At 66.1% G+C, this 25,205-nt stretch carries 22 protein-coding genes and 1 tRNA gene; 8 read left to right on the forward strand and 15 right to left on the reverse strand.

Going from position 1 to position 25,205, the window contains the following annotated elements; all coding sequences use genetic code 11:
- Positions 1-592 precede the first annotated feature (592 nt).
- Positions 593-754: a hypothetical protein gene (locus tag VFB18_RS12005; RefSeq protein WP_324975460.1), complete on the reverse strand. Its 162-nt coding sequence runs from the start codon at positions 752-754 to the stop codon at positions 593-595.
- 102 nt (positions 755-856) lie between these two features.
- On the reverse strand, positions 857-2,416 hold the full coding sequence (guaA, locus tag VFB18_RS12010; protein ID WP_324975463.1) for a glutamine-hydrolyzing GMP synthase: 1,560 nt from the start codon (positions 2,414-2,416) through the stop codon (positions 857-859).
- A gap of 77 nt (positions 2,417-2,493) precedes the next feature.
- Between guaA and VFB18_RS12015 the strand changes: the two genes are divergently transcribed.
- Positions 2,494-3,519: a methyltransferase gene (locus tag VFB18_RS12015; RefSeq protein WP_324975466.1), complete on the forward strand. Its 1,026-nt coding sequence runs from the start codon at positions 2,494-2,496 to the stop codon at positions 3,517-3,519.
- Between the two features lie 103 nt (positions 3,520-3,622).
- Here the strand turns inward: VFB18_RS12015 and VFB18_RS12020 are convergent, their stop codons facing one another.
- The 6 genes from VFB18_RS12020 to VFB18_RS12045 all read right to left on the reverse strand — a co-directional run bounded on the left by VFB18_RS12020 (position 3,623) and on the right by VFB18_RS12045 (position 11,152).
- Positions 3,623-5,941 (reverse strand): GNAT family N-acetyltransferase, encoded by a 2,319-nt coding sequence (locus VFB18_RS12020; RefSeq protein ID WP_324975469.1) that lies wholly within the window; start codon positions 5,939-5,941, stop codon positions 3,623-3,625.
- Positions 5,942-5,959: 18 nt separating this feature from the next.
- Positions 5,960-6,937: a D-alanine--D-alanine ligase family protein gene (locus tag VFB18_RS12025; protein ID WP_324975472.1), complete on the reverse strand. Its 978-nt coding sequence runs from the start codon at positions 6,935-6,937 to the stop codon at positions 5,960-5,962.
- On the reverse strand, positions 6,937-7,947 hold the full coding sequence (locus VFB18_RS12030; RefSeq protein ID WP_324975475.1) for a D-alanine--D-alanine ligase family protein: 1,011 nt from the start codon (positions 7,945-7,947) through the stop codon (positions 6,937-6,939). The genes VFB18_RS12025 and VFB18_RS12030 overlap by 1 nt, the downstream gene beginning before the upstream one ends.
- On the reverse strand, positions 7,947-9,281 hold the full coding sequence (locus VFB18_RS12035) for a KamA family radical SAM protein (protein WP_324975478.1): 1,335 nt from the start codon (positions 9,279-9,281) through the stop codon (positions 7,947-7,949). Before VFB18_RS12035 ends, VFB18_RS12030 begins: the two co-directional genes overlap by 1 nt.
- A gap of 144 nt (positions 9,282-9,425) precedes the next feature.
- A complete protein-coding gene (locus VFB18_RS12040) occupies positions 9,426-10,724 on the reverse strand; it encodes an RsmB/NOP family class I SAM-dependent RNA methyltransferase (protein ID WP_324975481.1) in 1,299 nt (432 codons plus the stop codon).
- Positions 10,724-11,152: an MAPEG family protein gene (locus VFB18_RS12045; RefSeq protein ID WP_324975484.1), complete on the reverse strand. Its 429-nt coding sequence runs from the start codon at positions 11,150-11,152 to the stop codon at positions 10,724-10,726. Before VFB18_RS12045 ends, VFB18_RS12040 begins: the two co-directional genes overlap by 1 nt.
- Before the next feature lie 224 nt (positions 11,153-11,376).
- Here VFB18_RS12045 and VFB18_RS12050 point away from each other — a divergent pair, with 224 nt between their 5' ends.
- Positions 11,377-12,297: a tetratricopeptide repeat protein gene (locus tag VFB18_RS12050; RefSeq protein WP_324975487.1), complete on the forward strand. Its 921-nt coding sequence runs from the start codon at positions 11,377-11,379 to the stop codon at positions 12,295-12,297.
- Positions 12,298-12,440: 143 nt separating this feature from the next.
- Here the strand turns inward: VFB18_RS12050 and guaB are convergent, their stop codons facing one another.
- A complete protein-coding gene (guaB, locus tag VFB18_RS12055; protein ID WP_324975490.1) occupies positions 12,441-13,952 on the reverse strand; it encodes an IMP dehydrogenase in 1,512 nt (503 codons plus the stop codon).
- 124 nt (positions 13,953-14,076) lie between these two features.
- Positions 14,077-14,979, reverse strand: coding sequence for a LysR family transcriptional regulator (locus VFB18_RS12060; protein ID WP_324975493.1), 903 nt, complete (start codon positions 14,977-14,979; stop codon positions 14,077-14,079).
- A 122-nt stretch (positions 14,980-15,101) separates the two neighbouring features.
- Here VFB18_RS12060 and VFB18_RS12065 point away from each other — a divergent pair, with 122 nt between their 5' ends.
- The 3 genes from VFB18_RS12065 (at position 15,102) to VFB18_RS12075 (ending at position 17,104) form a co-directional block, all read left to right on the forward strand.
- Positions 15,102-15,704 (forward strand): glutathione S-transferase, encoded by a 603-nt coding sequence (locus VFB18_RS12065; RefSeq protein WP_324975496.1) that lies wholly within the window; start codon positions 15,102-15,104, stop codon positions 15,702-15,704.
- Positions 15,705-15,712: 8 nt separating this feature from the next.
- On the forward strand, positions 15,713-16,351 hold the full coding sequence (locus tag VFB18_RS12070; protein ID WP_324975498.1) for a pyridoxamine 5'-phosphate oxidase family protein: 639 nt from the start codon (positions 15,713-15,715) through the stop codon (positions 16,349-16,351).
- A 198-nt stretch (positions 16,352-16,549) separates the two neighbouring features.
- Complete coding sequence (locus VFB18_RS12075; RefSeq protein ID WP_324975501.1) at positions 16,550-17,104, forward strand: hypothetical protein; 555 nt, start codon at positions 16,550-16,552, stop codon at positions 17,102-17,104.
- 21 nt (positions 17,105-17,125) lie between these two features.
- Here the strand turns inward: VFB18_RS12075 and VFB18_RS12080 are convergent, their stop codons facing one another.
- From VFB18_RS12080 to VFB18_RS12090, 3 genes are all read right to left on the reverse strand, one after another.
- Entirely contained in the window at positions 17,126-17,797 is a 672-nt protein-coding gene (locus VFB18_RS12080) for an MIP/aquaporin family protein (RefSeq protein ID WP_324975504.1), read from the reverse strand.
- 127 nt (positions 17,798-17,924) lie between these two features.
- Positions 17,925-18,974 (reverse strand): methyltransferase domain-containing protein, encoded by a 1,050-nt coding sequence (locus VFB18_RS12085; protein ID WP_324975507.1) that lies wholly within the window; start codon positions 18,972-18,974, stop codon positions 17,925-17,927.
- Between the two features lie 98 nt (positions 18,975-19,072).
- Positions 19,073-19,783: an RlmE family RNA methyltransferase gene (locus VFB18_RS12090; protein ID WP_324975510.1), complete on the reverse strand. Its 711-nt coding sequence runs from the start codon at positions 19,781-19,783 to the stop codon at positions 19,073-19,075.
- A 94-nt stretch (positions 19,784-19,877) separates the two neighbouring features.
- Between VFB18_RS12090 and VFB18_RS12095 the strand changes: the two genes are divergently transcribed.
- Positions 19,878-21,302 (forward strand): DHA2 family efflux MFS transporter permease subunit, encoded by a 1,425-nt coding sequence (locus tag VFB18_RS12095; protein ID WP_324975512.1) that lies wholly within the window; start codon positions 19,878-19,880, stop codon positions 21,300-21,302.
- A 15-nt stretch (positions 21,303-21,317) separates the two neighbouring features.
- Here VFB18_RS12095 and VFB18_RS12100 read toward each other — a convergent pair whose 3' ends face one another.
- Positions 21,318-22,403: a Ppx/GppA phosphatase family protein gene (locus tag VFB18_RS12100; protein WP_324975514.1), complete on the reverse strand. Its 1,086-nt coding sequence runs from the start codon at positions 22,401-22,403 to the stop codon at positions 21,318-21,320.
- 243 nt (positions 22,404-22,646) lie between these two features.
- Positions 22,647-24,017, reverse strand: coding sequence for an O-antigen ligase family protein (locus tag VFB18_RS12105; protein WP_324975516.1), 1,371 nt, complete (start codon positions 24,015-24,017; stop codon positions 22,647-22,649).
- A gap of 179 nt (positions 24,018-24,196) precedes the next feature.
- Between VFB18_RS12105 and VFB18_RS12110 the strand changes: the two genes are divergently transcribed.
- Both VFB18_RS12110 and VFB18_RS12115 read left to right on the forward strand, forming a co-directional pair.
- Complete coding sequence (locus tag VFB18_RS12110) at positions 24,197-25,000, forward strand: M15 family metallopeptidase (protein ID WP_324975519.1); 804 nt, start codon at positions 24,197-24,199, stop codon at positions 24,998-25,000.
- Between the two features lie 39 nt (positions 25,001-25,039).
- Positions 25,040-25,115: transfer RNA gene (locus VFB18_RS12115), tRNA-Arg, on the forward strand.
- Positions 25,116-25,205: the final 90 nt, after the last annotated feature.

Consider the following 25,205-nt stretch of genomic DNA (forward strand, 5'->3'; position numbering starts at 1 on the left):
TCTTCGGCGGCGGCAACGGCAACTAGCCGCACGACCGCGCACCCCTCCGCGCGGCGGGGCCCAAACTGATCGTCATGTCAAAGAGCCGCACGCAATCCCTGCCGCGATGCGAGACGCATCCGGGCTTTGCGTGATGCCCTCATCAATGATGAGGGGATGGCGCGCCGAAAAGCGCAAACCTATGGTGTCCGTGTTCCTTTTGGGAGACACGGCGGGCGCCTCTCGGCGCGCCACATGCGCATCTTTGAGTGCGCTACCGCGCTTCGCGCTACTTGAGCGCATTGCGCATCTTCGGCACCCCGAAGCGCATGCTCATTTGCGGCGTTTTCCGGCCGCGGGCCCCGCTTCATCCCCGATCAAGTCGGGGACTCTCAGCCAGCTCCTGGCAGGGACTCCTAGTGGTCCCGGGGGGAGCTCCGGTGCCGCCCGAGTGCTTCGTTGCGACGAAGCGCGCGGGCGCCGCGCCTCGTCCCGCGATCAAGACGCCTCTAGAGCGCGCCCCTCAACGGACGAGGTGGGTGGAGTGTAAGTGAAGTTCGCGCGCCGGGGATAAACTAGAGGCAGCCAGGAACCGGCTGCCTCTAGCATTTTTCTATTGGCCTTTAGCGCCGCACTTGTTGTCTTTTGCGATCCAGACGCCGCCTGCCTTTTCACAGTCCGCCTGGTTCTTTGCGTCCAGGATTCCGGCATAGGCCGGCGCGGTGAAGGCGCCCGCAAGGGTCAGCGCCATGAACGCCAAGAGAAGTCTCTTCATGGTGATTCTCCTTCGTTCTTGTGATGTGCTGATAAGGGATGGGGCCTAACCAGCTCATATAAAACGAACGGCGCACCGTTAGGTTCGGGCACGCACAGCCCCTCACTCCCACTCGATCGTGCCGGGGGGCTTGGAGGTGATGTCGTAGACCACGCGGTTGATGCCGCGCACCTCGTTGATGATGCGCCGCGCGGCGTGGCCGAGGAAGTCGTGGGAGAAGTCGTAATAGTCGGCCGTCATGCCGTCGGTCGAAGTGACGGCCCGGAGCGCGCAGACATAATCGTAGGTGCGCGCATCCCCCATCACGCCGACGGTGCGTACCGGCAGCAGCACGGCGAAGGCCTGCCAGATCGTGTCGTAGAGTCCCTGCTTCCTGATCTCCTCGATATAGATGGCGTCGGCCTTGCGCAGGATGGCGAGCTTCTCAGGGGTCACCTCTCCGGGCACGCGAATGGCGAGCCCAGGGCCCGGGAAGGGATGGCGGTTGACGAAGGCGGGCGGCAGGCCGAGCTCGCGGCCGAGCGCGCGCACCTCGTCCTTGAACAATTCGCGCAACGGCTCGATCAGCTTGAGCTTCATGCGCTCCGGCAGGCCGCCCACATTATGATGCGATTTGATGGTGGCCGATGGGCCGCCGAGCGCGGACACGCTCTCGATCACGTCAGGGTAGAGCGTGCCTTGAGCGAGATATTCGACATGGCCGAGCGTCTCGGCCTCCTCGTCGAACACATCGACGAACAGCCGGCCGATCGTCTTGCGCTTCTCCTCGGGGTCGGTCACGCCCTCAAGCGCATCGAGAAAGCGCGCCGACGCATCGACGGCGATGAGCGGGATGTTGTAAGCCCCTCGGAACAGCTCGACCACCTCTTTCGCCTCGCCTTCGCGCAACAGGCCGTGATCGACGAAGATGCAGGTGAGCTGATCGCCGATCGCCTCGTGGATGAGGAGCGCGGTTACGGCCGAATCGACCCCGCCCGAGAGGCCGCACACGACATGGGCGTCGCCGACCTGTTCCCTGATGCGCGCGACCTCGCTGTCGCGAAAATGCGCCATGGTCCAGTCCCCGGCGCAGTGGGCGATGTTGCGCACGAAATTGGCGATGAGGGCGGCGCCCTTCGGCGTGTGCACCACCTCGGGATGGAACTGCACGCCGTAGAGCTTGCGCGAATCGTCGGCAATCGCCGCAAACGGCGCCCCGGTCGAGATGCCGACGGCGCGGAAGCCGGGCGGAAGCCTTGTGACGCGGTCGCCGTGGCTCATCCACACCTGCGCGCGTTCGCCTTCCTTGAACACGCCGTCGAACAGCGGCGTCTCGTCGATGACCTGAAGCTCGGCCCGCCCGAACTCGCGATGGTGCCCGCCTTCGACGGCGCCGCCGAAATGCGCCACCATGGCCTGCTCGCCGTAGCAAATGCCGAGCACAGGCAGCCCGGCGTTGAACACGGCAGGCGGCACGCGCGGCGTGTCCGCCTCGGTCACGCTCGCCGGCCCGCCCGAGAGGATGATCGCGCTCGGATGTTCCTCGGCGAGCGCCGCCTCCGCCTTGTCGAACGGCACGATCTCGGAATAGACGCCAGCCTCGCGCACGCGCCGCGCGATGAGCTGCGTCACCTGGCTGCCGAAATCGACGATGAGGACGCGATCTTGGGATTTGTCCGGCATGGCAAGTGGTTATAGCAGCGTCTTTGAGTCGGCAATGACTCATCCAATACCGCCAACAAGTGCTATGGGTTGAAATGATGACCGGCAAGACTCAAGAGCTGTCCGCCGTCGAGGAACGCTTGCGCCGCGCGATCGAAGCCTACCACGAGGCCGCGCTTGCCTATGCCGCGGTCAAGCTCGCCCTTCCCGATCGGATCGGCGAGCGCCCTGTGACCGCGGAGGAGCTTGCCGCCGCGCTCGGCCTCTCGGCCCCGCATCTCCGCCGCCTTCTGCGCGGGCTCGTTAGCATCGGCGTCTGCGAGGAACTGCCGGACGGAGCCTTCGCGCTCGCCTCAGGCGGACGGTCGCTCCGCGCAAGCTCCCCCTCCCGCCTCGATAAGAAGGCGAGCATCGTCGTCGAGCAATATTGGCGTCCGTGGGCCGAGCTTGCCGCGACCGTCACGACCGGAACGCCTGCCTTCGAGCACGTGTTCGGAAGGCCGGTCGGCGAATGGCGGCGCCACCATGCCGAGCAAGGCGCGATGTTCGATGCCTATCTCGCCGGCCAGACGCTCGCCCATGCCGATGCGGTCGTGGCGGCACTCGACCTCTCCCGCGTGGCGACGGTCGCCGATATCGGCGGCGGCTATGGCGGCCTACTCGCCGCATTTCTAGGGACCGACAGGAAGCTTCGCGGCATCCTTTTCGAGGAGCCGCACCGGCTCGATGGCGCAAGAGCGTTCCTCGAGCCTCTCGGGCTCGGCGAGCGCGTGACCTTTGTGGCCGGCGACATCTTCACCGAGATCCCGGTCGAGGCCGATCTCTATCTGTTGAGCGGCGTGCTCCAACAATGGGACGATGCGCGGGCGGGCGCGATCCTGAAGGCGTGCCGGAGAGCGATGCCGGACGGAGCGCGCGTCTCGATCATCGAACGCCTGATGCCCGAGCGCGCCGCGGACGATCCCGCCGCCGTGATGCTCGATCTGCATATGATGGCGATCACGGGGGGCAAGACACGGACCCTCGACGAGTTCAAGGCTTTGTTCGCCGCGGCGGGGCTGAAACTGATAGGCGTGGGAGTGACCCCCGTGGGCCTCGCCGTGGTCGAGGCGCGCGGAACATGACGCCTCCTCATGCCCGGCCTTGGGCCGGGCATCCACGATTTGATGCCCACAGTGACTTGGAAAATCGTGGATGGCCCGGGGGCAAGCCCGGACATGACGGCGTTCAATTATCCTTCGAATCTGGGTCGCGGGGCTCGCCTGACTTCGGCGCGGACGACGGCGCAAGCGTCTTCACGTAGATCACCTTGCCGTCGCCGGGACCGTAGAAGTCGGGCAGCCGCGCCTCCTCGGCGAAGCCCATGCGCTGGTAGAAGCCGCGCGTCGGCGCGTAGCGGTCGGACGAGGAGGTGTCGACATAGATGTGCTTGGCGCCCGCTTTGCGCATGGCGGCCTCGGCGCGGGAATAGACCTGGGCGCCGAGTCCCTTCCTCTGCTCCTCCGGCGCCACCGCGATCCAATAGAGGTCGTACGAACCCTGCGTCCCCTCGATCGGGCCGAAGCAGGCATAGGCGAGGAGCGTTGGCCCGCGCTCGGCCAAAATGAAGTGGTAGCCGGAGCGGATGCCCTTGGTGAGACGTTCGGTGACGAGCTCGCCCGCGATATCGACCTCGGCGGCGCCGAACATGCCCGTGCTCGCGACGAGTGAGCGCACGCGCCCGACGTCCTCGGCCATCACCCCGTTCCGCCACTCGAGCCCGTCGCGGTGAGCGGCCTTACCCCCGGCATTGCCGCGCGCGAGCGCGGGCGCCACCTGCCGCGCCGCCGAGTGGCCGCTTGCGAGCCCGACGAAGAACTGGCGCGCATTCGAGCCGAGCGTGCGCACGCGGTAACCACCCTCCTGGACCACGAGCGTGGGATAGCCCTGCTCGCCGATCATGTGCCCGAGCTGCTCGAAGTCGCGGGCGCGATTGGACCATGTTCCGGTCGGGTCGCCGCGCGCCGTATCGAGGCCGAGCGAGACGACGAGAAAGGCTGGCCGGAAGCGCCTGATGCGGCGCAAGGCTTCGGCGACCGCAGCCCGGTGCTGATCGGGCGTGATGTGTTCGGGCAGCGGAATGTTGAGGTTGTAGCCCGCGCCCGCCCCGATCCCCGTCTCGTCGCGGAAGCCGGTGAAATAGGGATAGGCGAAGCTCGGATGGCCGTGGATCGACACGGTCAGCACGTCGGAGCGCGCGTAGAAGATCTCCTGCTGCCCGTTGCCGTGGTGGTAGTCGATGTCGAGGATCGCGACCTTGCCGTAGCGCGCAAGCAGATTGGCGGCGATCGCGGCGTTGTTGAAATAGCAGAACCCGCCGAAGGTGCGCGTTTCGGCGTGGTGGCCGGGCGGCCGCACCAGCGCATAAGCAAGCTCGGCGCCTTCGAGCACCCGCTCGGCGGCGGTGAGCGCACAATCGACCGCCGAGCGCGCGGCAAGATAAGCGTTCTCGTTCAAGGGCGTGAAGGTGTCGATGCAGTAATAGCCTGCGAGCACCGTCTCGTCGCGCGGCGCCCGCGCCGGATTGCGCGTCGGGAACACGTAGGGGTAGATCGACTTCTTCGACCCCGCCATCAGGCAGGCCTTGCGGATGTAATCCACGAGGCGTCCGTCGTGCACGGCGCGGATGTGGCGGTCGGAATAGCGCTTGGCCGGCACCTTCTCGAACAGGCCTGAGGCGCCGAGCTCGGCCATGATCGAGCGGATGCGGACCGGCGCTTCGACATAACCGCGATCCTGCACATGATGGATGGTGTGGTCGTCATTGACCACGAGCACGATGCGCGGCTCGGCCGCGGACGGCACCTCGCCCTTCGACGGCTTCTTGATGTAGCGCGGCTCGCGCAAGCGGATGGGATCGTCCTTGATCGAGTCGACCACCATCTGCACGTAGCTCTGCGGCAATCCATATTTCCGCTCGAGGATGGCGCGCACCACCTTCCGCACCTTGTCGCGGCTTGGCAGGTCGCTCGAGCCGAGCGGATCGAGCATGAGGTAGGGCGGGTCGACGGTGCCGGGGGTGACGGGCGTCTCGTAGGCCGTGTTGACGATCGGCCGCGCGCCGTAGCGCTCGTAGAATCTGAGCCGCGCCGCGTTATGCGCGCGGATCTCCGGATTGGGGCTGAGCGCAGGGTCATCGGGCAGACACTCGAAATAGAGCTGCGTGCCGAGCGCGCGCGCCTCCTCGCGGACGCGTTCGTAGAGTGTGGCGCCGATGCCGTGTCCGGTCCGCCCTAATGCCGTCGAGATGATCTCGAGATAGGAGAAGCCGATATCCGGCGCGTGCAGGAGGAGCGCCACCCCGAGCGTCTGGTCGCGTGCGTTCTCGGCCACGAACAGACGCGCGACGAATTTGTGCTTGAGCGGATTGGCGAGCTGCTCGGGAAGCTTGGCGATGTCGTAGTCGGGCATTGCCGGGAACTGCTCGCGCATGATCTTCTGCGCGGCCTCGATGGCCGAGCGGTTCGCCGCCGTCGTCGCGTCTGCCACTTTCCGGATGCGCAGCATGGACGATGCGAAAGCACGTCAGGCCGTGGCGCGCAAGGCTCCAAGCGACGCCTCGACAATTCTCCCAATCATGGCTTCGTAAGTCAGCCCCGCCTCCCCGGCTGCCGCGGCGAAGCCGGCATCGGGGCTCAGGCAGGGATTCATGTTCACTTCGAGGATCGAAGGCTCGCCCCCCTTGTCGAGACGGAAATCGATGCGCGCATAGCCGGAAAGGCCGAACAGCCGCCAGCAGGCGAGTGCGAGCCCCTTGAGCCGCGCGGCGAGCTCAGGGTCTTCCTCTTCAAGGCCGAAACGGCGCGGCGTGCCGATATAGGCTGCGCTCTCCGGCGTCCATTTGGCCTCGTAACCCACGATCTTGAACGCCTCGGCAAAACCTTCGAACAGAATCTCGGCAATGGGGAGCACCTGCGGACCCTGCGGTGCCTCGATCAGCGCGAGATTGAACTCGCGTCCATCGAGATAGGCCTCCGCGAAGTGCTCGGTATGCCAGCGCGCATTCCGCTCGACAATGGCGCGCGCCGCATCGCGCCCGCGCATCACCGAACGGTCGTCGAGCCCGAGCGAGCCGTGCTCCCACACCGGCTTGACGATGACGCGCGCCTCCGGTTCGAGGCCGCTTCCGTCTTCCGACCATGACGGTGTCGGCAGCCCGGCATGGGCGAGCTTGAGCTTGGTGCCGATCTTGGACAGCGTTTCGAGCCAGGCGCTCGTGTCGCATCCCGTGTAGCAAAGCCCGAGCGCATCGAGCCGCGCCGGCACCATGGGCGCGAGCCTGCCGTCTCCATTCACGGCGTCGGCGAGATTGAACACGGTCAGCGGCCGGCGCTCCGGCAGCGCATCGAGCGCGCAGAGATCGGGCGCAAGACCGATCACCTCGGCCGTGAAGCCGAGCGATTGAAGCGCGCGCGTCACCGCCTCGGCGGCCACGATCGTGTCGATCTCGTCGGGTCGGCTCTCCGTCGCCGCGTGGACGACCGGAATGAAGCCGCCGGCCATCAGGCGCGCTTTCGCTCCCGCTGCTCGGTCCGGGAAAGCCCGTAGCGGGCGAGCCCCGCGTCGAGGATCATGCCGATGAGCGTCGTGAAATCGATCCCGTTCTGCGCGGCGAGGATCGGCAGGTCGGAGTGCCAGGGGTTGATCCCGGCGAGGGGGTTTGCTTCGAGGAAATACGGTTCGCCGTTGGCATCGGAGCGGAAGTCGATGCGCGCCGCGTCGCGGCATTCGAGCGCGCGGTAGGCCTGAAGCGCCCGCTCACCGGCGAGGAGCGCCTCAGGATCGGACGCCGGCGCATAGGTGACGAGCTCCTCGCACAGCTCCTTGTTGTGCAGGGAATAGACATTGGCCTCGGCGTTCTCGCGGAGGATGATCTCGCACACGCCGAGCACGCGGGCCTCCGCCCCGTTGCCGGCGATGCCGACGGTGAACTCGCGGCCGGGCAGGTAATGCTCGACCAGCGCCGGCTGACGATAGCGCTCGATCACGCGCGTGGCCGCGGCCTCCAGCTCAGCGCGACCGTGCACCAGCGATGCCGCCTCGCAGCCCTTGCCCGTCCCCTCAGCGAGCGGCTTGACGAAGGCCGGGAAGTCGGTCCATCCGGCAAGCTCGGAGGCGTCCTTCTCGGCGACCTGGAATGCCGGTGTCGGAACGCCGGCGTCGCGCACGAGGCGCTTGGCGACGCCCTTGTCGAGGGCCGCCGCAAGGGTGAGCGGGTCGGAGAAGAGATAAGGCTGATCGAACAGCTCGCAGAGCGCCGGCACCTGCGCCTCGCGCGAGCGGCCTTTCAGCCCCTCGGCGATCGAGAACACGAGGTCGAAACGCTCGCCGCCAACGAGCCGCGCGGCGAGCGCCTGGCCACGGCCGACGCGCACCGGCTCGCAGCCGAGCTCCGCGAGCGCGCCGGCCAGCGCATCGATCGTGCCCACGCTATCGAACTCGGCAATCTCCTCCTCGGAGTAGCCGAGCGCGCGGTACTCGTCGCGCAGGTCGTAGACGAGAGCGATCCGCATCAGACGTGCCCCACGCCATGCGGGCGATCGGCGCCAACCGTCCCGTCGGGGTCGGTATAGCGATAGGTCTTGCCTTCGAAGTTCCGCAGGATGAGGTCATCGCCCTCGCGGCCGACGACGTAATCCGGAAGCAGCGGGATCTTGCCTCCGCCGCCCGGTGCGTCGATGACATAGGTCGGCACGGCATAGCCCGTGGTGTGCCCGCGCAACCCCTGCATGATCTCGAGCCCCTTGTCCACGCTGGTGCGGAAATGCGAGGAGCCGGAGATCGGGTCGCACTGATAGAGATAATAGGGCCTGACCCGCCGCATCAGCAGGCCGTGGAACAGCGGCTTCAGCGTATCCACCGAGTCGTTGATGCCTTTGAGCAGCACGGTCTGGCTGCCGAGCGGAATGCCGGCATCGGCGAGCCGCGCCGTGGCCTCGGTGACCTCAGGCGTGAGCTCGGCAGGGTGGGTGAAGTGGATGCTCATCCACAGCGGATGATGCTTCCTGAGCACCTTGATGAGCGCGCGGGTGACGCGCATGGGCAGCACGACCGGCACTTTGGTGCCGAGCCGCACGAACTCCACGTGCTTGATGGCCCGCAGGCGGCCGAGCAGGTAGTCGAGCCTCTCGTCGGACAGCGTCAGCGGGTCGCCGCCCGAAACGAGCACATCGCGGATCTCGGGATGATCGGCGATGTAGTTGAGCGCGTCCTCCCATTGCGGCCGGCTGAACGTGTAGTCGCCGCCCGCCTCGCCCACCATGCGCGAGCGGGTGCAATAGCGGCAATAGGTCGAGCAGAAGCCGGTAGCAAGGAACAGCACCCGGTCCGGATAGCGATGCACGAGGCCGGGCACGACGCTGTGGCCGTCCTCGCCGAGCGGGTCGTCGGCCTCGCCCGGAGTCTTGAGATATTCCGTGCCGACCGGGATATGCGTGCGGCGGAGCGGCTCGGACGCGTCGCTGCGGCTCATCAGGCTCGCGTAATAGGGCGTAATGCCGAGCGGCAGCGATCCCTGGTGCCTGATCACCGCGTCGCGCTCGTCGTCCGACAGGGCGAAGATACGCTCGAGCTCGGCGAGCGTGCGGACGCGCGAGCGCGCCTGCCAGCGCCAGTCGTTCCACTGGGCGAGATCGATCTCCGGGAAGAAGCGTTTGCGGAACGCGCGCGTCGCCGGGCCGACGGGGAAGCGCTCGGCGCGCGATGAAAGCGCGACAAGCTGCGGTCCCTTGGCCGGGGTGCCCGCTTGCGTCAGAGCATTGATGGGAAGATGAGGTGTGGTGAGAGTCTGAGAGGTCGCCAGCGGGCGACTGGGAGGCTCTTCGGCCTCGAGCTTAAGCAGTTTCATTGGGCTACTGTCCCCTCCGAGCTTTGACGGGACGTACCGGCGCCTACCGCCGAATTGCCCGTCTTTAAAGCGCGAGTCATTTCAGCGACCTGAATATTAATTTCAAGTACCAATGGCGTCGCGCCCGCAACTTTTTTGCCTCCCTTAGCGCTCGCGCTGAAGCACGGCGACAAAGAAGCCGTCGGTGCCGTGGCTCGCAGGGGTCATGAGCAGGGTCTCCTCGGAGCCGTCGGCCGACTGACGCGGAGCCACGTCCGGCAACGCCTCCGCCCAGAGCGTGCGCCAGGGGATGACCCCGAACTCAGGGTGCCGGGCGAGGAAGGCCTCGACCTGATCGCGGTTCTCGGGCGGGAGCACCGAGCAGGTGATGTAGGCGAGCCGCCCGCCTTGCTTCACGAGCGGCGCCCCCTCCTCGAGCACCGCCTTCTGTTCCTCGATCCTCGCCTCGAGCATCTGCGGGGAGAGCCGCCACTTGGCGTCGGGACGCCGCCGCCATACCCCCGAGCCGGTGCATGGCGCATCGATGACGACGAGGTCCATCTTGCCGCGGAGCGGCGTCAACGCGGCCGGGTCGCCGGCCGGAAGGACTTGCGCGTTCCGCACCCCTGCCCGCTTCAGCCGCTCGAAGATCGGCCGAAGCCGCATGCGGTCGCTGTCATAGGCGTAGAGCTGGCCTGTGTTCTGCATGAGCGCGGCGAGCGCCAGCGTCTTGCCGCCAGCGCCGGCGCAGAGATCGATCGTTTGCGCCTTGGGCCCTGCACCGGTGAGGAGCGCGGCCACCTGCGAGGCCTCGTCCTGCACCTCGTACCAGCCTTTGCCGTGGCCAGCTTCGGCCTCGACATGAGGGCTGCGCCCCGGCCCGGGCGCCTGGAGGATGCGGACGCCGAGCGGCGACAGCGGCGTGGGCATGGGCTTGAAGCGGCTCAGCGCCTTCAGCACCTTCTCGCGCGTAGCCTTCAGCGTGTTGACCCTGAGATCGACGGGAGCCCGCGCGGCGAGCGCCGCCCCCTCCTCGGCGGCGCGGTCGCCGAAGGCCTTATCGAAGAGAGGCTGAAGCCACATGGGGTAATCGCCGCGAATATGGGCCGGGGCATCGGCCGCAATGTCGCGCGCAAGCCCGGCGCGCTCCGCCTCGCTCAAGGGCTCGGGCGCGTGCCGGCTCCCATCGGCAAGGGCAGCCACCTCCCCGGGCGTCTTGCCCCAGGAGGTATGAAGCGTCCTGAGCACCAGCGCGCGGGGGCTGTCCTCGCCCATGGCGTAGGCGGCCGAGGCGCGCTTGCGCAACACATCGAACACGAGATTGCCGATCGCGGCCCTGTCGCCGGAGCCTGCGAAGCGATGCGCGAGGCCCCAGTCCTTCAGCGCGTCGGCGGCCGGGCGCTTGCGCGCTTCGATATCGGCGAGAACCTCGATGGCGGCGCTTGCCCGCGCTCCCGGCGTCATTACTCGGAGGCAAACAGCGTGATGCGGGCGAAGACGATGACCCACATCAGGAGGAGCGCAATCGCGCTGATTCCGAACGTGCCGGTGCGCCGATCGAGCCGGTTGGAGGTGACGTGGATATAGGCGTGCACGAAGCGGGCGAGCACGAACATCCAGGAGAGCAGGCATAGGATGACGTCGAGCGACTCCGTCGCGAGCGCGAGCAGGACCACGATATAGAAGAGAATCGGCAGCTCGAGCTGGTTATGGAAGGCGTTGGCGATCTGGAGCACACGCGGCGGCCAGTTGGGCTCGCGCAAGGCGACCTGCCGTGGATCGACCGCGCCCGAGCGGATCGCCTGAATTCTGAGAAATTGCATCCAGAACAGCAGCACGAACGTCAGCACGACCTGGGCGAACAACGGCAGGAGAATAGCGATCAGCGTCATGGTGCCCCCATTGGCTCGAAGGCGGCTTCGAGCGGAGCCGCCTCGGGCGCCCTTATACTCCGCGCAACGGGCGTTTGGAGCATGGGAAATGAGCCGCCGGGGCGGCAAATTGGCAAGCCTGCTTGGACAAACATGGACGGAAGTTCAATTGACGGCCGCCCTCGGGCCCCACTAAAGCTAGCCGCCAAAAGCATAAAGTCTCGGAGTCTAAGGAGGTTTTTCCCATGCGCTTTTGCGCTCCTACCCTTTCCGCGGTCACCGCCCTTTCGGCCGCCCTGCTCTTTGCGCTTCCCGACTACGCATTCGCCGAGGACGCGGGCCAGCCCGCCTCAGGCGGCGCCAACCCGCCCGTTCTCGAGGAGGTCACCCCGTCGCCAGCAGGCGAGGCGGGCGCGGCCGCCAAGGACCGCAAATGCTTTACCGGCGAGGGATCGATCAAGGAGGTGCTCGACGACTGCGCCGCCTATATCGCCTCCAATCCCACCGACAAAGTCCGCCTCGTCACCGCGCACAGCGTGCGCGCCATGGGTCTCTCAGCCACCGGCAAATACGAGGACGCCGTCAACGAGTTGACCACGGCCATCGCCGTCGATCCCGGTGTCGCTAATTCCTATTTCATGCGCGCCGCGGCTTACGAGACGCTGAAGGACTACGACAAAGCGCTCGCCGATCTCGACAAGGCAATCGGCCTCGACGCGGCCCACGGCGACTTCTTCCTCTTGCGCGGCATCATCTATGTCGACAAGGGCGATCTCGATAAGGCGCTCGTCGAGATGAACGAGAAGGTCAAGCTCGATCCCGATCTCACCAACGGCTATTCCAAGCGCGGCGATCTCTATCGCCGGCGCAAGGAGTACGACCAGGCGATCGCCGACTTCAGCCAGGTCATCAAGATCAATCCCGAGGACGCCAAGGGTTATATCGACCGCGGCTGGATTTATGTGCTCAAGGGCGATCTCGACAAAGCCGGTCCCGATTTCGACGCGGCGCTCAAGCTGCACGAGAACGACCCTTCGGCGCTCGTCGGCCGCGGCCTGGTGAAGAGCCGCAAGGGCAAGCCGACCGACGGCAGCGCCGACCTCTCGCTCGCCCAGAAGATCGAGCCCGGCATCTTCGACGAGATCAGGGCGCTCGGGGTCGAGTAGCCCCTGGCTTCCTGCGAATGGACGAGGGGTCATTTGATCTCAAGACGGGTCGAAGCCGCCTACCCCTCACCGCGAGGCCATGAGGCTCGCGTGCTCTCCCACAAGGGGAGAGCGGGAGCTCGTAGTACTGCTCGAGCCAGACCCTAGCCTTCGCGCGGGTAGTTGGGAGATTCGCGGGTGATGGTCACGTCGTGAACGTGGCTCTCGCGGAAGCTCGCGGTCGAAATGCGGATGAACTCGGCGCGCTCCTGGAAGGTCGCGATATTCTTGGCGCCGGTATAGCCCATCGAGGCGCGCAAGCCGCCGATCAGTTGATGCAGCACGCTTGAAACCGGGCCTTTGTACGGCACTTGGCCCTCGATGCCCTCGGGGACGAGCTTGAGCGCGTCCTTGATCTCCTGCTGGAAATACCTGTCCGCCGAGCCGCGCGCCATGGCCCCGATCGAGCCCATGCCGCGATAGGCCTTATAGGAGCGGCCCTGGTAGAGATAGACCTCGCCCGGGCTCTCGTCGGTTCCGGCGAGCAATGAGCCGAGCATCACGCAATCGGCGCCGGCCGCGAGCGCCTTGGCGAGATCGCCCGAATAGCGGATGCCGCCGTCCGAGATCACCGGGATATCGTTCTTTCTGGCGATCTCGACCGATTCGAGCAGCGCGGTGAGCTGCGGCACGCCGACGCCCGCGACGATGCGCGTGGTGCAGATCGAGCCTGGGCCGATGCCGACCTTGACCGCATCCGCCCCGGCATCGATCAGCGCTTTGGTGCCTTCGCCGGTCGCCACGTTGCCCGCCACCACCTGCACCGCATTCGAATGGCGCTTGATGCGCCCGACCGCGTCGAGCACGAGCTTGGAATGGCCGTGGGCGGTATCGACCACGATCAAATCCGCGCCGGCATCGATCAGCCGCTCGGCGCGGGCGAAGCCCTCGTCGCCGGTGCTGGTCGCCGCGGCGACGCGAAGGCGCCCCTGCTCGTCCTTGCAGGCATTGGGATGAAGCCGCGCCTTCTCGATGTCCTTGACGGTGATGAGGCCGATACAACGATACTCGTCGTCGACCACGAGCAGCTTCTCGATGCGGTGCTTGTGCAAGAGGCGCTTCGCCTCCTCCATATCGACGCTTTCCTTGACCGTGACCAGGTTCTCCTTGGTCATCAGCTCGGCGACGCGCTGATTGGGGTTGGTGGCGAAGCGTACGTCGCGATTGGTGAGGATGCCGACGAGTTTTCCGGGGCGCCCGCCGTTGCCGCCGCCCTCGACCACCGGGATGCCGGAGATCTGGTGCTCGGCCATCAGTTTGAGCGCATCGGCGAGGCTTGCCTGCGGGTGGATGGTGACGGGGTTCACCACCATGCCCGACTCGAACTTCTTCACCTGGGCGACTTGGGCCGCCTGTGTTGCCGGATCGAGGTTGCGGTGGATGACGCCCATGCCGCCGGCCTGCGCCATGGCGATGGCGAGCCGTGCCTCGGTGACGGTGTCCATGGCCGAGGACAGAACCGGGATATGCAAGGAAATCGAGCGGGTCACGCGCGAGGCGACATCGACCTCGTTCGGCAGCACGTTGGACGCCGCCGGCCGGATTAGAACATCGTCGAAGGTGAGCGCGAGATCGCTGTCGGGGAAATGCCGCCTTCTCGCTTGCCCGTCGGGCATCGGCCAACCTCATCTACGTAAAGGGCTTCGCCTTGGGCGAAGCCGAAGGTCTATGGTTGGCGGCCTCCTTTAGCAGCTTGCCGGCCCTTTGGGAAGGCGAAGGCGGGGCAAATCCAAAGCTTCCCTAACCGGTTGTCGTCTTGAGCGCCTGCCTGAGCCGCGGAGCTGCAAACGCGATGAAGCTCTCGACCTTGGCCTGGGGCAGCCGGTCCTCGCGGTGGATCAGGTTGACCGGGATGGGCTCGGGCTCGAACGCCCCGAGGATGCGCCGAAGCGAGCCCTCCGCAAGGTTCTGTTCGGCCTGGTAGGAGAGAACCCGCACGATGCCGAGGCCCTCCTTGGCGGCATCGATGGCGGCTTCCGCGGTGTTGACGATCAGGCGCGGGGCGACTGTCACGCGCCGCTCCCTGTCGCCGCCGAAGGTCCACCGCTCAGGGTGCGAGATGGTGTTGAAGGAAATGCAGTCGTGACCGGCAAGCTCTGATGGCGCGGACGGCTCGCCGCGCCGCTCAAGATAGGCCGGGCTCGCGCAGGCGACGTAGCGGATCGAGCCGAGTCGCGTCGCCCGCAGCGAGGAATCCGGCAAATGGCCGATGCGCACGCCGATTTCGAGCCCCTCTTCGACGAGATCGACGATGCGGTCGACCAGAAGAAGCCGCGCCGAGACCTGCCGGTTGGCGGCAAGAAACGCCGTCACGACGGGCAGCACATAGAGCCTGCCGAACAAGGCCGGCGCGGTCAGAGCGAGCTCGCCGCGCGGCTCGGCATGCTCGCCGGCGAGGTTGCGCGTCGCATCGTCCAGTTGCTCCAGCACCTGGCGGCAGGTGGCGGCATAGGCGCGGCCCGCCGCCGTCAGCGTGAGCCTCCGCGTGGTCCTAGTGATGAGACGGATCTCGAGCTCGTCTTCGAGCGCCTTCAGGTGGCGGCTCACGGTCGAGAGCGGCATCCCGAGCCGCCGCCCCGCCGCCGATAGGCTCCCGGCGTCCGCAACCGCGACGAAGACCCTGATGGCGGTGAGGCGGTCCACAGTGAATTGTACCGCATTATGGAAGGATGAGTTGTGAAAATAGCCGATACTCTTGAATGACGGAACTCGCCAAATGAACCCGGGCCGGACGATGGCGAGCCGGCCGAAGATGGGAGAACGATATGACCGCGCTCAAGCTTCACGACCTCGAACTGTCAGGCAATTGCTACAAGGTCCGCCTGTTCTGCTCGCTGCTCGGGCTGAAGCTCGACGTGGCACCCGTCGATTTCCTCGCAGGCGCGCACAAGAAAAGCCCGCTGATCGAGAAGAACCCGTTCGGCGAGATTCCCGTCTTCGAGGATGGGGGCGTCGTCTTGCGCGACAGCCAGGCGATCCTCGTCTATCTCGCGCGGAAATATGGCGGCGAAAGCTGGCTGCCAACCGACGCCGCCGGCATGGCGGAGGTCGTCTCCTGGCTCATGGTCGCCGAGAACGAAATCGCGCGCGGGCCTAACGACGCCCGCCTCCACGACAAGTTCGGATTCAAGCTCGATGTCGAAGCGGCACGCGAGAAGGCGAAGCGCATCATCGGGCTCATGGAAGCGCATCTCGCCAAGCGCGATTGGCTCGCGGCCGGCCGCCCGACCATCGCCGACATCGCTTGCATGCCTTACGTCGCACTGTCGCACGAAGGCGGCATCTCTCTGCAACCCTATCCTCGCGTCAGGGCCTGGATCGACCGCATCAAGGCGCTGCCGGGATTCGTCACCATGCCCGCGCTCTAGTCGAACCCATGCGCCCCTCCTCCGACATCGCCCGCCCCTCCTCCGACATCGCCTTCTCGCCCTCGGTCAAGGCCGTGCAAGAGCGCCGCGGCTCGCGTGCGAGCTATGCGAAGATGGAGGAGAAAGGGGGCTTCGCGACCGAGATCGACGCGATGCTTGCCGCGTTCATCGCCGAGCAGCGCTCGTTCTATCTCGCCACCGCGAGCGCCGACGCTCAGCCTTACATCCAGCATCGCGGCGGGCCTAAGGGCTTCCTCCGCGTGCTCGATAACAGGACCCTCGCCTTCGCCGATTTCGCCGGCAATCGCCAATACATCTCGACCGGCAACCTCGCCGAAAATCCGAAGGCGATGATCTTCTTGATGGATTATGCGAACCGCAGGCGGGTGAAGATCTGGGGCACGGCGCGCGTCGTCGAGGACGACGCCGAGCTGATCGCGAAACTCTTCCCCGGCGCCTATCGTGCGCGCGGCGAGGCGGCGGTTCTCTTCACCGTCGAGGCGTGGGATGTGAACTGCCCTCAGCATATCCCGCAGATGTTTTTCGCCGAGGACGTCGCCGAAGCGATGTCCCGGCTCGAACAGCGCGTCGGCGAACTCGAAGCGGAAAATGCGAGGCTCAAGGCTGCGCTCGAGCGCGAGCGCTGAGAGGTGCCCTCGGCGCCCATTCACCTTATCGTGAGGTCCGATCTTCGCGGCCGAAAACGGCCGTTCCACGTGGATGACGCGGCCGGTCAGACTGCCGCATAGGCCTGGAACTACGCCCACAAAACCGCATTTGTCTTTATGACAGGCCGCTTTGTGGACTGGCGGCGCTAAGCGAACACCACGAAAGGAACTTTCGAAATGCGGTACGCAAAGACAACTCTGATCGCGGCGGCGAGCAGCCTTGGCTTGCTCGCGAGCCTCGCCCTGCCGGCGAGCGCTACGCCATCCTTTACTCCTCCGTCCAACCCGTCCGCTGGCGGGCTCACGCTGGTGAAGAGCGGCGGGGGCGGCGGGGGTGGAGGCGGCGGCGGCCATGGCGTCGGCAATTTTGCCGCTATCGGCGGCGGCCATCCCGGCATGGGCGGCGGCATGGGCATGCGCGGCGTGCCTCACGGCAATTCCTTCTCCCACATGGGCGGCGGCCACAACGAGCACATCGCCAGAGGCGGCGATTTCGACGGCGGCCGGCATGGGCGCATGGCCAACAACTGGAACGGCAACTGGAACGGCAACTGGCATGGCGATCACCACCATCACCACGGCCACTTCAACCGGTTCTACGCCTACCCGTTCTTCTATAGCGGCTATTACGCCTATGACTACGGTTACGGCGGCTGCGGCTGGCTCTACCGGCGCGCTCTCGCCACCAACAGCCCGTATTGGTGGAACCGCTATTACGCCTGCATCTACTAGGCAGGCCGTCGGCTCGCTTAGCTAGCGTGGCTTCTCGGGTGCGAACAGCCACCCGAAGAGCCACGCGGCCGCGAGCGCGCCGAGAAGCTCCGCCGCGATGAAGGCGGGCGCATCGGCCGGCGCAATGCCGGCGAAGGTATCGCTGAGCGAGCGCGCGATGGTCACCGCCGGATTGGCGAACGACGTCGAGGCGGTGAACCAGTAGGCCGAGGTGATGTAGAGCCCGACTGCGGCAGCGACCGCCTCGGGCTTGAACCTGATGCAACCGAGAATCGTCCCGATCAGGCCGAAGGTGGCGATCAATTCGCCGGCCCACTGGCCGAGCCCGTGGCGCGCCTTGGCGCCGAGCTGCACGAGGTCGAGCCCGAACATCAGATGGGCGAGCACAGCCCCGAGACAGCCGCCCACGATCTGCACCGCGACGTAAAGGAGCACCGTTCGCCAAGCGAGGCCGCCGCGTAGCGCCATCACCAGGCTGACCGCGGGATTGAAATGCGCGCCGGATACGGGAGCGAAGATGGTGATGATCACGTAGAGCACCGCGCCCGTGGCGATCGTGTTGCAGAGAAGCGCGACCGCCTGGTTTCCGCCGGAAAGCGTCTCGGCCATGATTCCGGAGCCGATTACCGCCATCACCAGGATCAGCGTGCCGAGCGCTTCGGCCGCAAGCCTCCGCCCCACATCGAATGGCATTGCCCCCACCCCCCTCGTCTCGTCATCGCCGGGCTTGTCCCGGCCATCCACGTCTTGACCATGCAACCCCAAATCGTGGATGCCCGGCACAAGGCCGGGCATGACGAGTAGTATGGGCGAAGCGGTACTAGCAACAGCCTCCGCTCTCGGCTTTGGGTGCCCCCGTGGCGAAGGGGATCTGCGTCCCGCAGCCGGGGAAGATGCCGTAATGCGTGGCGAAATCCCCGATGAACTCGAAATGCGGAGCGAAGCGCGTCTCGGCAAGCATGCGCCAAGTGTTGCCGCAAACCGGAAACACCTTGCCTGCCTCGATCAGGTGGTGCCCGTCGAGCATGAAGGCATCGGGTTGGCCGCCGATCGTGCCCTTATAGATCACCGCCTGGCCGTAGTCCTCGCAGGCGGTCTCGAGTTGAGCGAGCTTGAAGAGCCGGTAGGTCGCCGAGAAGAATTTGGCCTGACCGAGCTTCCGCGCCATGGCCACGTTGTCGATCGCGAGCGGATTGCTCCGCACGAGCCGCGGATCGAGGAAGCCAGCGCCTTTGGCCATGGTCAGAAAATCGTTCCAGTAGAGCGCGCCCCCGAGACACTCGCCGTAGAGCAACGGATCGGCGCGCACCTCCTCCGGCAGGCGCCGGTCGCAATAGACGTCGGCGAAGTAAAGTTCCCCGCCCGGCTTGAGCAGATCGTAAGCTCCGCCGAGCACCGCAGGCTTGTCGACCGAGAGGTTGATGACGCAGTTCGACACGATCACGTCGAAGCTTTGCTCTTCGAGCCCGAGCTCGCGGAGCTTCTCGATGTAGCCCTTCATGAAGCGGACATTTGGCCGCTCATAGCCGAACCGCCTCATGTGCCAATCGATATGGGCGTTGGCGGTTGCAAGCTGCTCGTCGGTCATGTCGACGCCGATGACCTCGCCTCGCGCGCCCACGAGCTGCGCCATCATGTAGACGTCGCGGCCCGAGCCCGAGCCGAGATCGAGCACGCGCGCGCCCTCGAGCGCAGCCGGCACGACGATGCCGCAGCCGTAATATTTGGCCTTCACCTCCTCGTGCACGTTGGCAAGCAGAGGCTCGAGCTCGGGCGGCACCCCGCCCCCGTCGCAACAGGCCGAGGTCTTGAGGTCTTGCGAGCCCTTGAGGACCTTGCCGTAATACTCCTTCACCACTTCGAGATTCATGGTGTAGCCCCTCGAAATCCAGCAAATGACGGCCCAAGACTAGCAGCGCCCGCTCGCGGCCGGCAGCACACGAAACCGCACGCTTGCGTGAATGGCACCTATTCGGATGCGCCCCTGAAGCCGGTGGCGAGCACGTACATTTCCGAGGACTCGGCGCGGGACGCCTTCGGCTTCACGTGGCGCACCTTGGCGAAAGCGCGGTTGAGCCGCGCCACGAGGTCCTTGCTCGCGCCCCCCTGAAGCACCTTGCACAGGAAAGCCCCGCCCGGCGCAAGGATGGTTTCGGCGAGATCGAGTGCCGCTTCGACCAGACTCATGATGCGCAGATGGTCGGTCTGCTTGTGGCCGGTCGCGGGCGCATGCATGTCGGAGAGAACGAGATCGGCTTGCTTGCCCTCGAGCGCCGCGCGGATATGGTCGGCGGCCTCGGGGTCGGTCATATCGAGATGGAGGAGCGTAACGCCCGAGATCGGCTCCATCTCGGCGATATCGACGGCGACGACGCGGCCCTTGCCGGCCATGAGCCCGACCCGCTGCGCCGCGATCTGGCTCCAGCCGCCCGGCGCCGCGCCCAGGTCGACGACGCAGAGGCCGGGTCGCAAGAGTTGATATTTGTCGTCGATCTCGGCGAGCTTGAAGGCGGCTCTCGAGCGATAGCCCCTGCGCTTCGCCTCCTCGACGTAAGGATCGTTGAGCTGGCGCTGGAGCCACCGTGTCGAGGCGAGCTTCCGCCCCTTGGCGGTCTTGACCCTGACGGCAAGCCGCCGCGTGCCACCGGACCCCGCTCGCGAACGCCCTTTCGTTCGCATTGCCATATGTTAATGAAACCTCTTCGCGCCCGGCCTTGACCTTGGACGCACCCTAACCCCATGTGCGCCATAAAAGCCCCCTAACACCTGCCACATGCCCCGCTATTTCGTCACCCTCATCGTCGCCGTCGCCCTCTTCATGGAGACGATGGATTCGACGGTGATCGCGACCTCGCTGCCGGCCATCGCCGCCGATCTCCACGAGGATCCGATCGCGCTCAAGCTCGCGCTCACGTCCTATCTCCTGTCGCTGGCCGTGTTCATTCCCTTGAGCGGCTGGGTGGCCGACCGCTTCGGCGCGCGCAAGGTGTTCCGCGCCGCGATCGTCGTGTTTACGCTCGGCTCCGCCGCCTGCGGCTTCGCGCAAGGCCTCCCCGATTTTGTCCTGTTCCGCATCCTTCAGGGCATGGGCGGGGCGATGATGGTTCCCGTGGGCCGGCTCGTAATCCTGCGCACCGTGCCGAAATCCGAACTGATCTCGGCGCTCGCCTGGCTCACCATTCCCGCGCTCATGGGCCCGGTGCTCGGTCCGCCGCTCGGCGGCTTCATCACCACGTTCTTCTCCTGGCGCTGGATCTTCTGGATCAACATCCCGGTCGGCGCGCTCGGCGTCTATCTCGCCACGCGCTACGTCGCCGATATCCGCGAGGAGGGCCTGCCGCCGCTCGACGTCAAGGGCTTCATTCTCTCGGGCATCGGGCTCGCGGGGCTTGCTTTCGGCTTCACCACCATCGGCCAGGGCCTTCTCCCGCCGCCGCTTGTGCTCTCGCTCTTGGCGGCGGGGGTGATCGGTTGCTTCCTCTATGTGCGCCACGCGCGCACGGCACCTGCTCCCCTGCTCGATCTCGATCTGCTCAAGGTCGATAGCTTCTTTGCCAGCGTCGTCGGCGGCTTCCTCTTCCGCATCGGCGTCGGGGCCACGCCCTTTCTCTTGCCGCTCTTCCTGCAATTGGGTTTCGGCCTCACCCCGCTCCAGTCCGGCATGCTGACCTTTGCCGGCGCCGTCGGCGCCATCGCCATGAAGGCGACCGCCGCCCCCATCATCCGCCAGTTCGGCTTCAAGCGCGTGCTGGTGGTCAACGCCGTGATCAGCGCGGCCTTCATCGGAGCCACGGCACTATTCACTGCGGCGACGCCGCACATCGTGATTCTCGCCGTGCTCTTGGTCGGCGGCTTCTTCAAGTCGCTCGAGTTCACCTCCATCAACTCGCTCGCCTATGCCGACATCGATTCGAAGGCGATGAGCAGGGCGACGAGCTTCGCCTCTGTGGCACAGCAACTTTCTTTGTCGGCCGGCGTCGCGGTCGGCGCGCTCATTCTCGAGGTCGAGCGCATGGGCCGCGCCGATCCGACCGTTGTCGCCGGCGACTTTCCCCTCGCCTTCGTGCTCGTTGCGGTGATCGCGGCGGGCTCGGCCTTCATCTTCGCCATGCTGCCCAAGGAGGCCGGTGCGAGCCTGTCGGCGCGCTCGCGCCAGGTCGCCGTCGAGCGAACACCGGCCGAGGCTCCCCAGGCTTAGCTCGGAGCGACGCCGTTATCGCGCGGGCGGCGAAGGGTGACGCCCTTTGCGGTCGTGGCCGTCCTCGGCCATGAGCGTGGCGAGGATGCCCTCGCGCAAGCCGCGGTCGGCGACGCGGAGGCGCTGGCAGGGCCACACCCTGAGCAGAGCCTCGAGGATGGCGCAACCGGCGAGCACGAGGTCCGCGCGCTCCTGCCCGATGCAAGGCTGCGCCACGCGCTCGGCGTAGCTCATGCCGATCAGCCGCTTCGACACCGAGCGCACGTCGTTGGCGTTGAGCCAGCAGCCGTCGACGCGCGAGCGTTCGTAGACCGGGAGCTTCAGGTGGATGCCGGAGATCGTGGTCACCGTGCCCGAGGTGCCGAGGAAATGCGCCCGCGCTCCGGCGATTCTCGCGGTGAATCTGTGCTGCGCCTCGAACGGCCTGATCGCCGCCATGACGTCCGCCACCATCGCCTCGTAGCGCCCGGGGGTCACGTCGCGCCCGCCGTGACGCTCGGCGAGCGTGACCACGCCGATGGGGAGCGACGTCCATGCCGCAATCGAGTTCTGCACATCGATGCGGTCATGCAGGTTGCGCCGCCAGCGGTTGTCGAGCCCGGCGAGGTCGAGCCAGATCAGCTCCGAGCTGCCGCCGCCGATGTCGAACACGAGCGCCCAGTCGCAATTGCGGTCGAGCAGCGATGCGCAGCCCGATACGGCGAGCTTCGCCTCGGTCTCCTGCGTTACGATCTCGATCGCAAGCCCTGTCTCGCGCCGCACCCGCGCGATGAACTCGCCGCTGTTGGCGGCGATGCGGCACGCTTCGGTCGCGATCAGCCGCGAGCGCGTCACCTGGCGCCGGTGCATCTTGTCGGCGCAGACCTTGAGCGCCTCGATGGTCCTCGCCATGGCGGTTTCCGACAGCCGGCCCGAGCTGAGCACGCCTTCGCCGAGCCTGATGATGCGTGAGAAGGCGTCGATGACGAGGAATCCGCGCCGCGACGGCTTGGCGATCAGGAGGCGGCAATTGTTGGTGCCGAGATCGAGCGCGCCGTAAATGGAATGGGGCTGGGGCTGCGCTTCCGCGCCCCTATGGTGTCCGCCCTCGGCTGCCCCCAAGCGGCCGTCCACCCTTGCCGGATGGCTGGCCGGCGCGTTCGATCGCGCCCGGGCTGCGACGTGCTTCGATGCTCCGCCGTCGCTTGTCTCGCTTCGCTTGGCCCTGAGCTCATGCGAAGCCATGGCAGCCGCGCGGGCATCGCCGCCCGGCCCATTCACAGGTGTTCAACCTCGATATCCGGAACCCGCAGGCACCATGCGCTCGGCCGGCGGCTTCGGCATTGATCCTATTTTTCCAATCTATCAAGCTCTTGGATCGGGTGAAACAGCTTTTCGGCGATGATCCTCGCCGGCAATGCTCTCCCTCGAGAAAACCGCGCCCGGAAGCCGCGCGGCGAGCAGAATCACGGCCCAGGCAAGGGCCGCCGAGGCGAGCAGCCACGTCTGCCAGAGATCGAATCCCGAGAATCCGACCATGCTCGAGACCGCGAACAGCCCGTAAGCGCTTCCCTCAACGGGGGGCGCCAGGGCGCGCATCTGCCACAGCCCTGTGAGGCCCAAGACCAGCAGCAGGACCGCGCCGATCGCGCCGAGCTCGAGCCAGGTCTGGAGATAGATGTTGTGCGGATGGCGCGCCGCCCGCCCCTTCAGTGCGAACTCCTTGTGGCTCGGATCGCCCGCGTCGGTCGGAATGACGAGATGAAGCGCGCGTGTGCCTCTGATGCCGATGCCGGTGATCGGTTTCTCCGGGACGCGGTCGGCGACATATTTCCAGATATAGAAGCGCGCGGCGACGCTCTCGGGCGGGAGCCAGGTCCAATGATGCCAGCCGAGTGTGTAAGGCAGCGCGCCGAGCGGAACGGCAAGCAGCGTGGCGGCCGTCCAGGCCGCAATCAGCACGCTGCGCGCAAGTTTCAGCGACAGCGCGGCGAGCGCGAGCACGAAGCCGCCGGCAAAAAACGCCACGATCGAGGTCCCGCTTTCCGACAGCAGCACGGCGGCGGCGGCAAATCCGATGAGCACGACGAGGCTCGCGCGGCGCGCTCGTGTCGTCGAAAGGGCCGTGGTGAGCAGAAGGCAGGGAATGAGCAGGAGAACGACGCCCGTGGCGTTGCGGTTCAGCACCGAGGCCGCAATCTTGACCACCTCGCCGTTGGCGGTCTTGATCTTCTTGGGGCTCACATCGAAGAGTTGCACGATATGATTGTTCACGAAGCGGGCGATTGGCTCGTCGAAGAGAAGTTCGATCAGGAGAAAGCCAACCCCGAGGAGAAGTCCCGCAAGCGCCGACGTCGCGAGCACCCGGACCTCTCTCGCGTCCCGCAACGAAAAGGATGCTGCCAGGAACAGGACAGCGGCGGATAGCCCAAGCGTGGTCGCGGCCTTGGCCATGCCTTCTCCGGGATCGGGCGACCACGTCGCGTTGATGAAGACATAGGCGAGGAAGACAAGGAGCGCGATGAAGACCGGTTCGCGTGCATAATCCAGAAGCCGCGTGCGAGCGGTGGTGAAGACATGGATGACGGCGGCGAGACCGAGCAGCCCAAGGAGAAGCGGCAGAAGCCGCGGCACCGCGCCAGCCGCAAACGTCGCCGCGCCGAGCAGGCTCGCCTCGAGCCGGAACAGCGCCTTCGCGCCCGACCAGTCCCTCGCCGCGGCCTGCACCTCAGCCATGCCGCGCACCCCCGGCCTGAGAGCCGGCATAAGGCCGCGAAACTGCGTCCTGCCTGAACAGCATGATGCGTTCCCTCATTCGCCGAGGCGGCAAGCAGCAAGCCGCTTGCGGCAGGCTAGCGGTCCTGCTTGGATTTAGCCATCGTCGAATCCGCTTTGGCCCTGTGGAGGGCAGCGTCATGTATCAGGGCTTGGTGCGCTTGACTGCCGTGCGATTTGCCGCATTGGCGCTTCTTCTTGCCGCTTGGCCTTTGGCTTCCGCATCCGCCGCCGACCCGGGGCGCAACAACGAGCTTCTCGACAAGCTCGTGTCCTCCTACCCCGACTTCCTTGCCTCGCACGACGAAAATTCGCTCGTGTGGAAGGACGGCACGGTCATGACCTTCGACGACGGCAAGGGCGCCAAGGACTTCGACACGCTGCTCGACCATCCCGATCTCGAAGACCAGTTCTACACGCCCTATCCGGCCGGCCGCGCGGGCATCCCGCCCGGCGTCGACATCGACCCCGGGCGCGTGCGCTACGAGCCGTTCTTCGCCAAGATGTACGGCGACTGCAAGAAGGGCGAAGTGACCAAGAAGATGGTCGACGTGGTCTGGCTGCCGAAGCACGGCGGCAAGAAGCTCAAGATCACGAGCGTGAACGGCGTGGACCGGAAGCTCAAGGCCGTGTCGGACGAGCTCGACAAGCTGCCGGACAGCTTCGTCAAATATCTCACGCCCTTAGGCGGCACCTATAATTGCCGCGTCATCGCCGGCACCACCCGGCCCTCCGTCCACGGCAACGGCGCGGCCATCGACATCAACGTCGCCTGGTCCGATTATTGGCGCAACGCCCGCCCCGTCGACGGCAAATATCCGTACAAGAACCGCATCCCCTGGGAGATCGTCGAGATCTTCGAGAAGCACGGCTTCATCTGGGGCGGCAAGTGGTATCACTACGACACCATGCATTTCGAATACCGCCCCGAACTTCTGCCGTGAGGCGCGGCTCGACCGAAGCATGCTAAAAGCGTGGCGGAAGCGCCCGTAGCTCAACGGATAGAGCACCAGACTTCGAATCTGGGGGTTGCACGTTCGAGCCGTGCCGGGCGCACCAATAGCCTTTCCTCGCGCGAGGTTCGCCCGGCAAGTGGCTCGCGAAACTCTCGGCGACAGCAGCGCCTTACCGCCGTTACGGCAGCACCAA

This window comes from Methyloceanibacter sp. (assembly GCF_035650995.1).
In the GTDB taxonomy this organism is placed as follows: domain Bacteria; phylum Pseudomonadota; class Alphaproteobacteria; order Rhizobiales; family Methyloligellaceae; genus Methyloceanibacter.

Bases quoted from the DNA above. Each gene is read 5' to 3' on its own strand.
- VFB18_RS12075 (WP_324975501.1), top strand. From the start codon at position 16,550: ATGCGGTACGCAAAGACAACTCTGATCGCGGCGGCGAGCAGCCTTGGC.
- VFB18_RS12070 (WP_324975498.1), top strand. From the start codon at position 15,713: ATGCGCCCCTCCTCCGACATCGCCCGCCCCTCCTCCGACATCGCCTTC.
- VFB18_RS12095 (WP_324975512.1), top strand. From the start codon at position 19,878: ATGCCCCGCTATTTCGTCACCCTCATCGTCGCCGTCGCCCTCTTCATG.
- VFB18_RS12090 (WP_324975510.1), bottom strand. From the start codon at position 19,783: ATGCGAACGAAAGGGCGTTCGCGAGCGGGGTCCGGTGGCACGCGGCGG.
- VFB18_RS12050 (WP_324975487.1), top strand. From the start codon at position 11,377: ATGCGCTTTTGCGCTCCTACCCTTTCCGCGGTCACCGCCCTTTCGGCC.
- VFB18_RS12025 (WP_324975472.1), bottom strand. From the start codon at position 6,937: ATGGCCGGCGGCTTCATTCCGGTCGTCCACGCGGCGACGGAGAGCCGA.
- VFB18_RS12045 (WP_324975484.1), bottom strand. From the start codon at position 11,152: ATGACGCTGATCGCTATTCTCCTGCCGTTGTTCGCCCAGGTCGTGCTG.
- VFB18_RS12040 (WP_324975481.1), bottom strand. From the start codon at position 10,724: ATGACGCCGGGAGCGCGGGCAAGCGCCGCCATCGAGGTTCTCGCCGAT.
- VFB18_RS12085 (WP_324975507.1), bottom strand. From the start codon at position 18,974: ATGAATCTCGAAGTGGTGAAGGAGTATTACGGCAAGGTCCTCAAGGGC.
- VFB18_RS12005 (WP_324975460.1), bottom strand. From the start codon at position 754: ATGAAGAGACTTCTCTTGGCGTTCATGGCGCTGACCCTTGCGGGCGCC.
- guaB (WP_324975490.1), bottom strand. From the start codon at position 13,952: ATGCCCGACGGGCAAGCGAGAAGGCGGCATTTCCCCGACAGCGATCTC.
- VFB18_RS12080 (WP_324975504.1), bottom strand. From the start codon at position 17,797: ATGCCATTCGATGTGGGGCGGAGGCTTGCGGCCGAAGCGCTCGGCACG.
- VFB18_RS12030 (WP_324975475.1), bottom strand. From the start codon at position 7,947: ATGCGGATCGCTCTCGTCTACGACCTGCGCGACGAGTACCGCGCGCTC.
- VFB18_RS12020 (WP_324975469.1), bottom strand. From the start codon at position 5,941: ATGCTGCGCATCCGGAAAGTGGCAGACGCGACGACGGCGGCGAACCGC.
- VFB18_RS12065 (WP_324975496.1), top strand. From the start codon at position 15,102: ATGACCGCGCTCAAGCTTCACGACCTCGAACTGTCAGGCAATTGCTAC.
- VFB18_RS12015 (WP_324975466.1), top strand. From the start codon at position 2,494: ATGACCGGCAAGACTCAAGAGCTGTCCGCCGTCGAGGAACGCTTGCGC.
- VFB18_RS12105 (WP_324975516.1), bottom strand. From the start codon at position 24,017: ATGGCTGAGGTGCAGGCCGCGGCGAGGGACTGGTCGGGCGCGAAGGCG.
- VFB18_RS12110 (WP_324975519.1), top strand. From the start codon at position 24,197: ATGTATCAGGGCTTGGTGCGCTTGACTGCCGTGCGATTTGCCGCATTG.
- VFB18_RS12035 (WP_324975478.1), bottom strand. From the start codon at position 9,281: ATGAAACTGCTTAAGCTCGAGGCCGAAGAGCCTCCCAGTCGCCCGCTG.
- guaA (WP_324975463.1), bottom strand. From the start codon at position 2,416: ATGCCGGACAAATCCCAAGATCGCGTCCTCATCGTCGATTTCGGCAGC.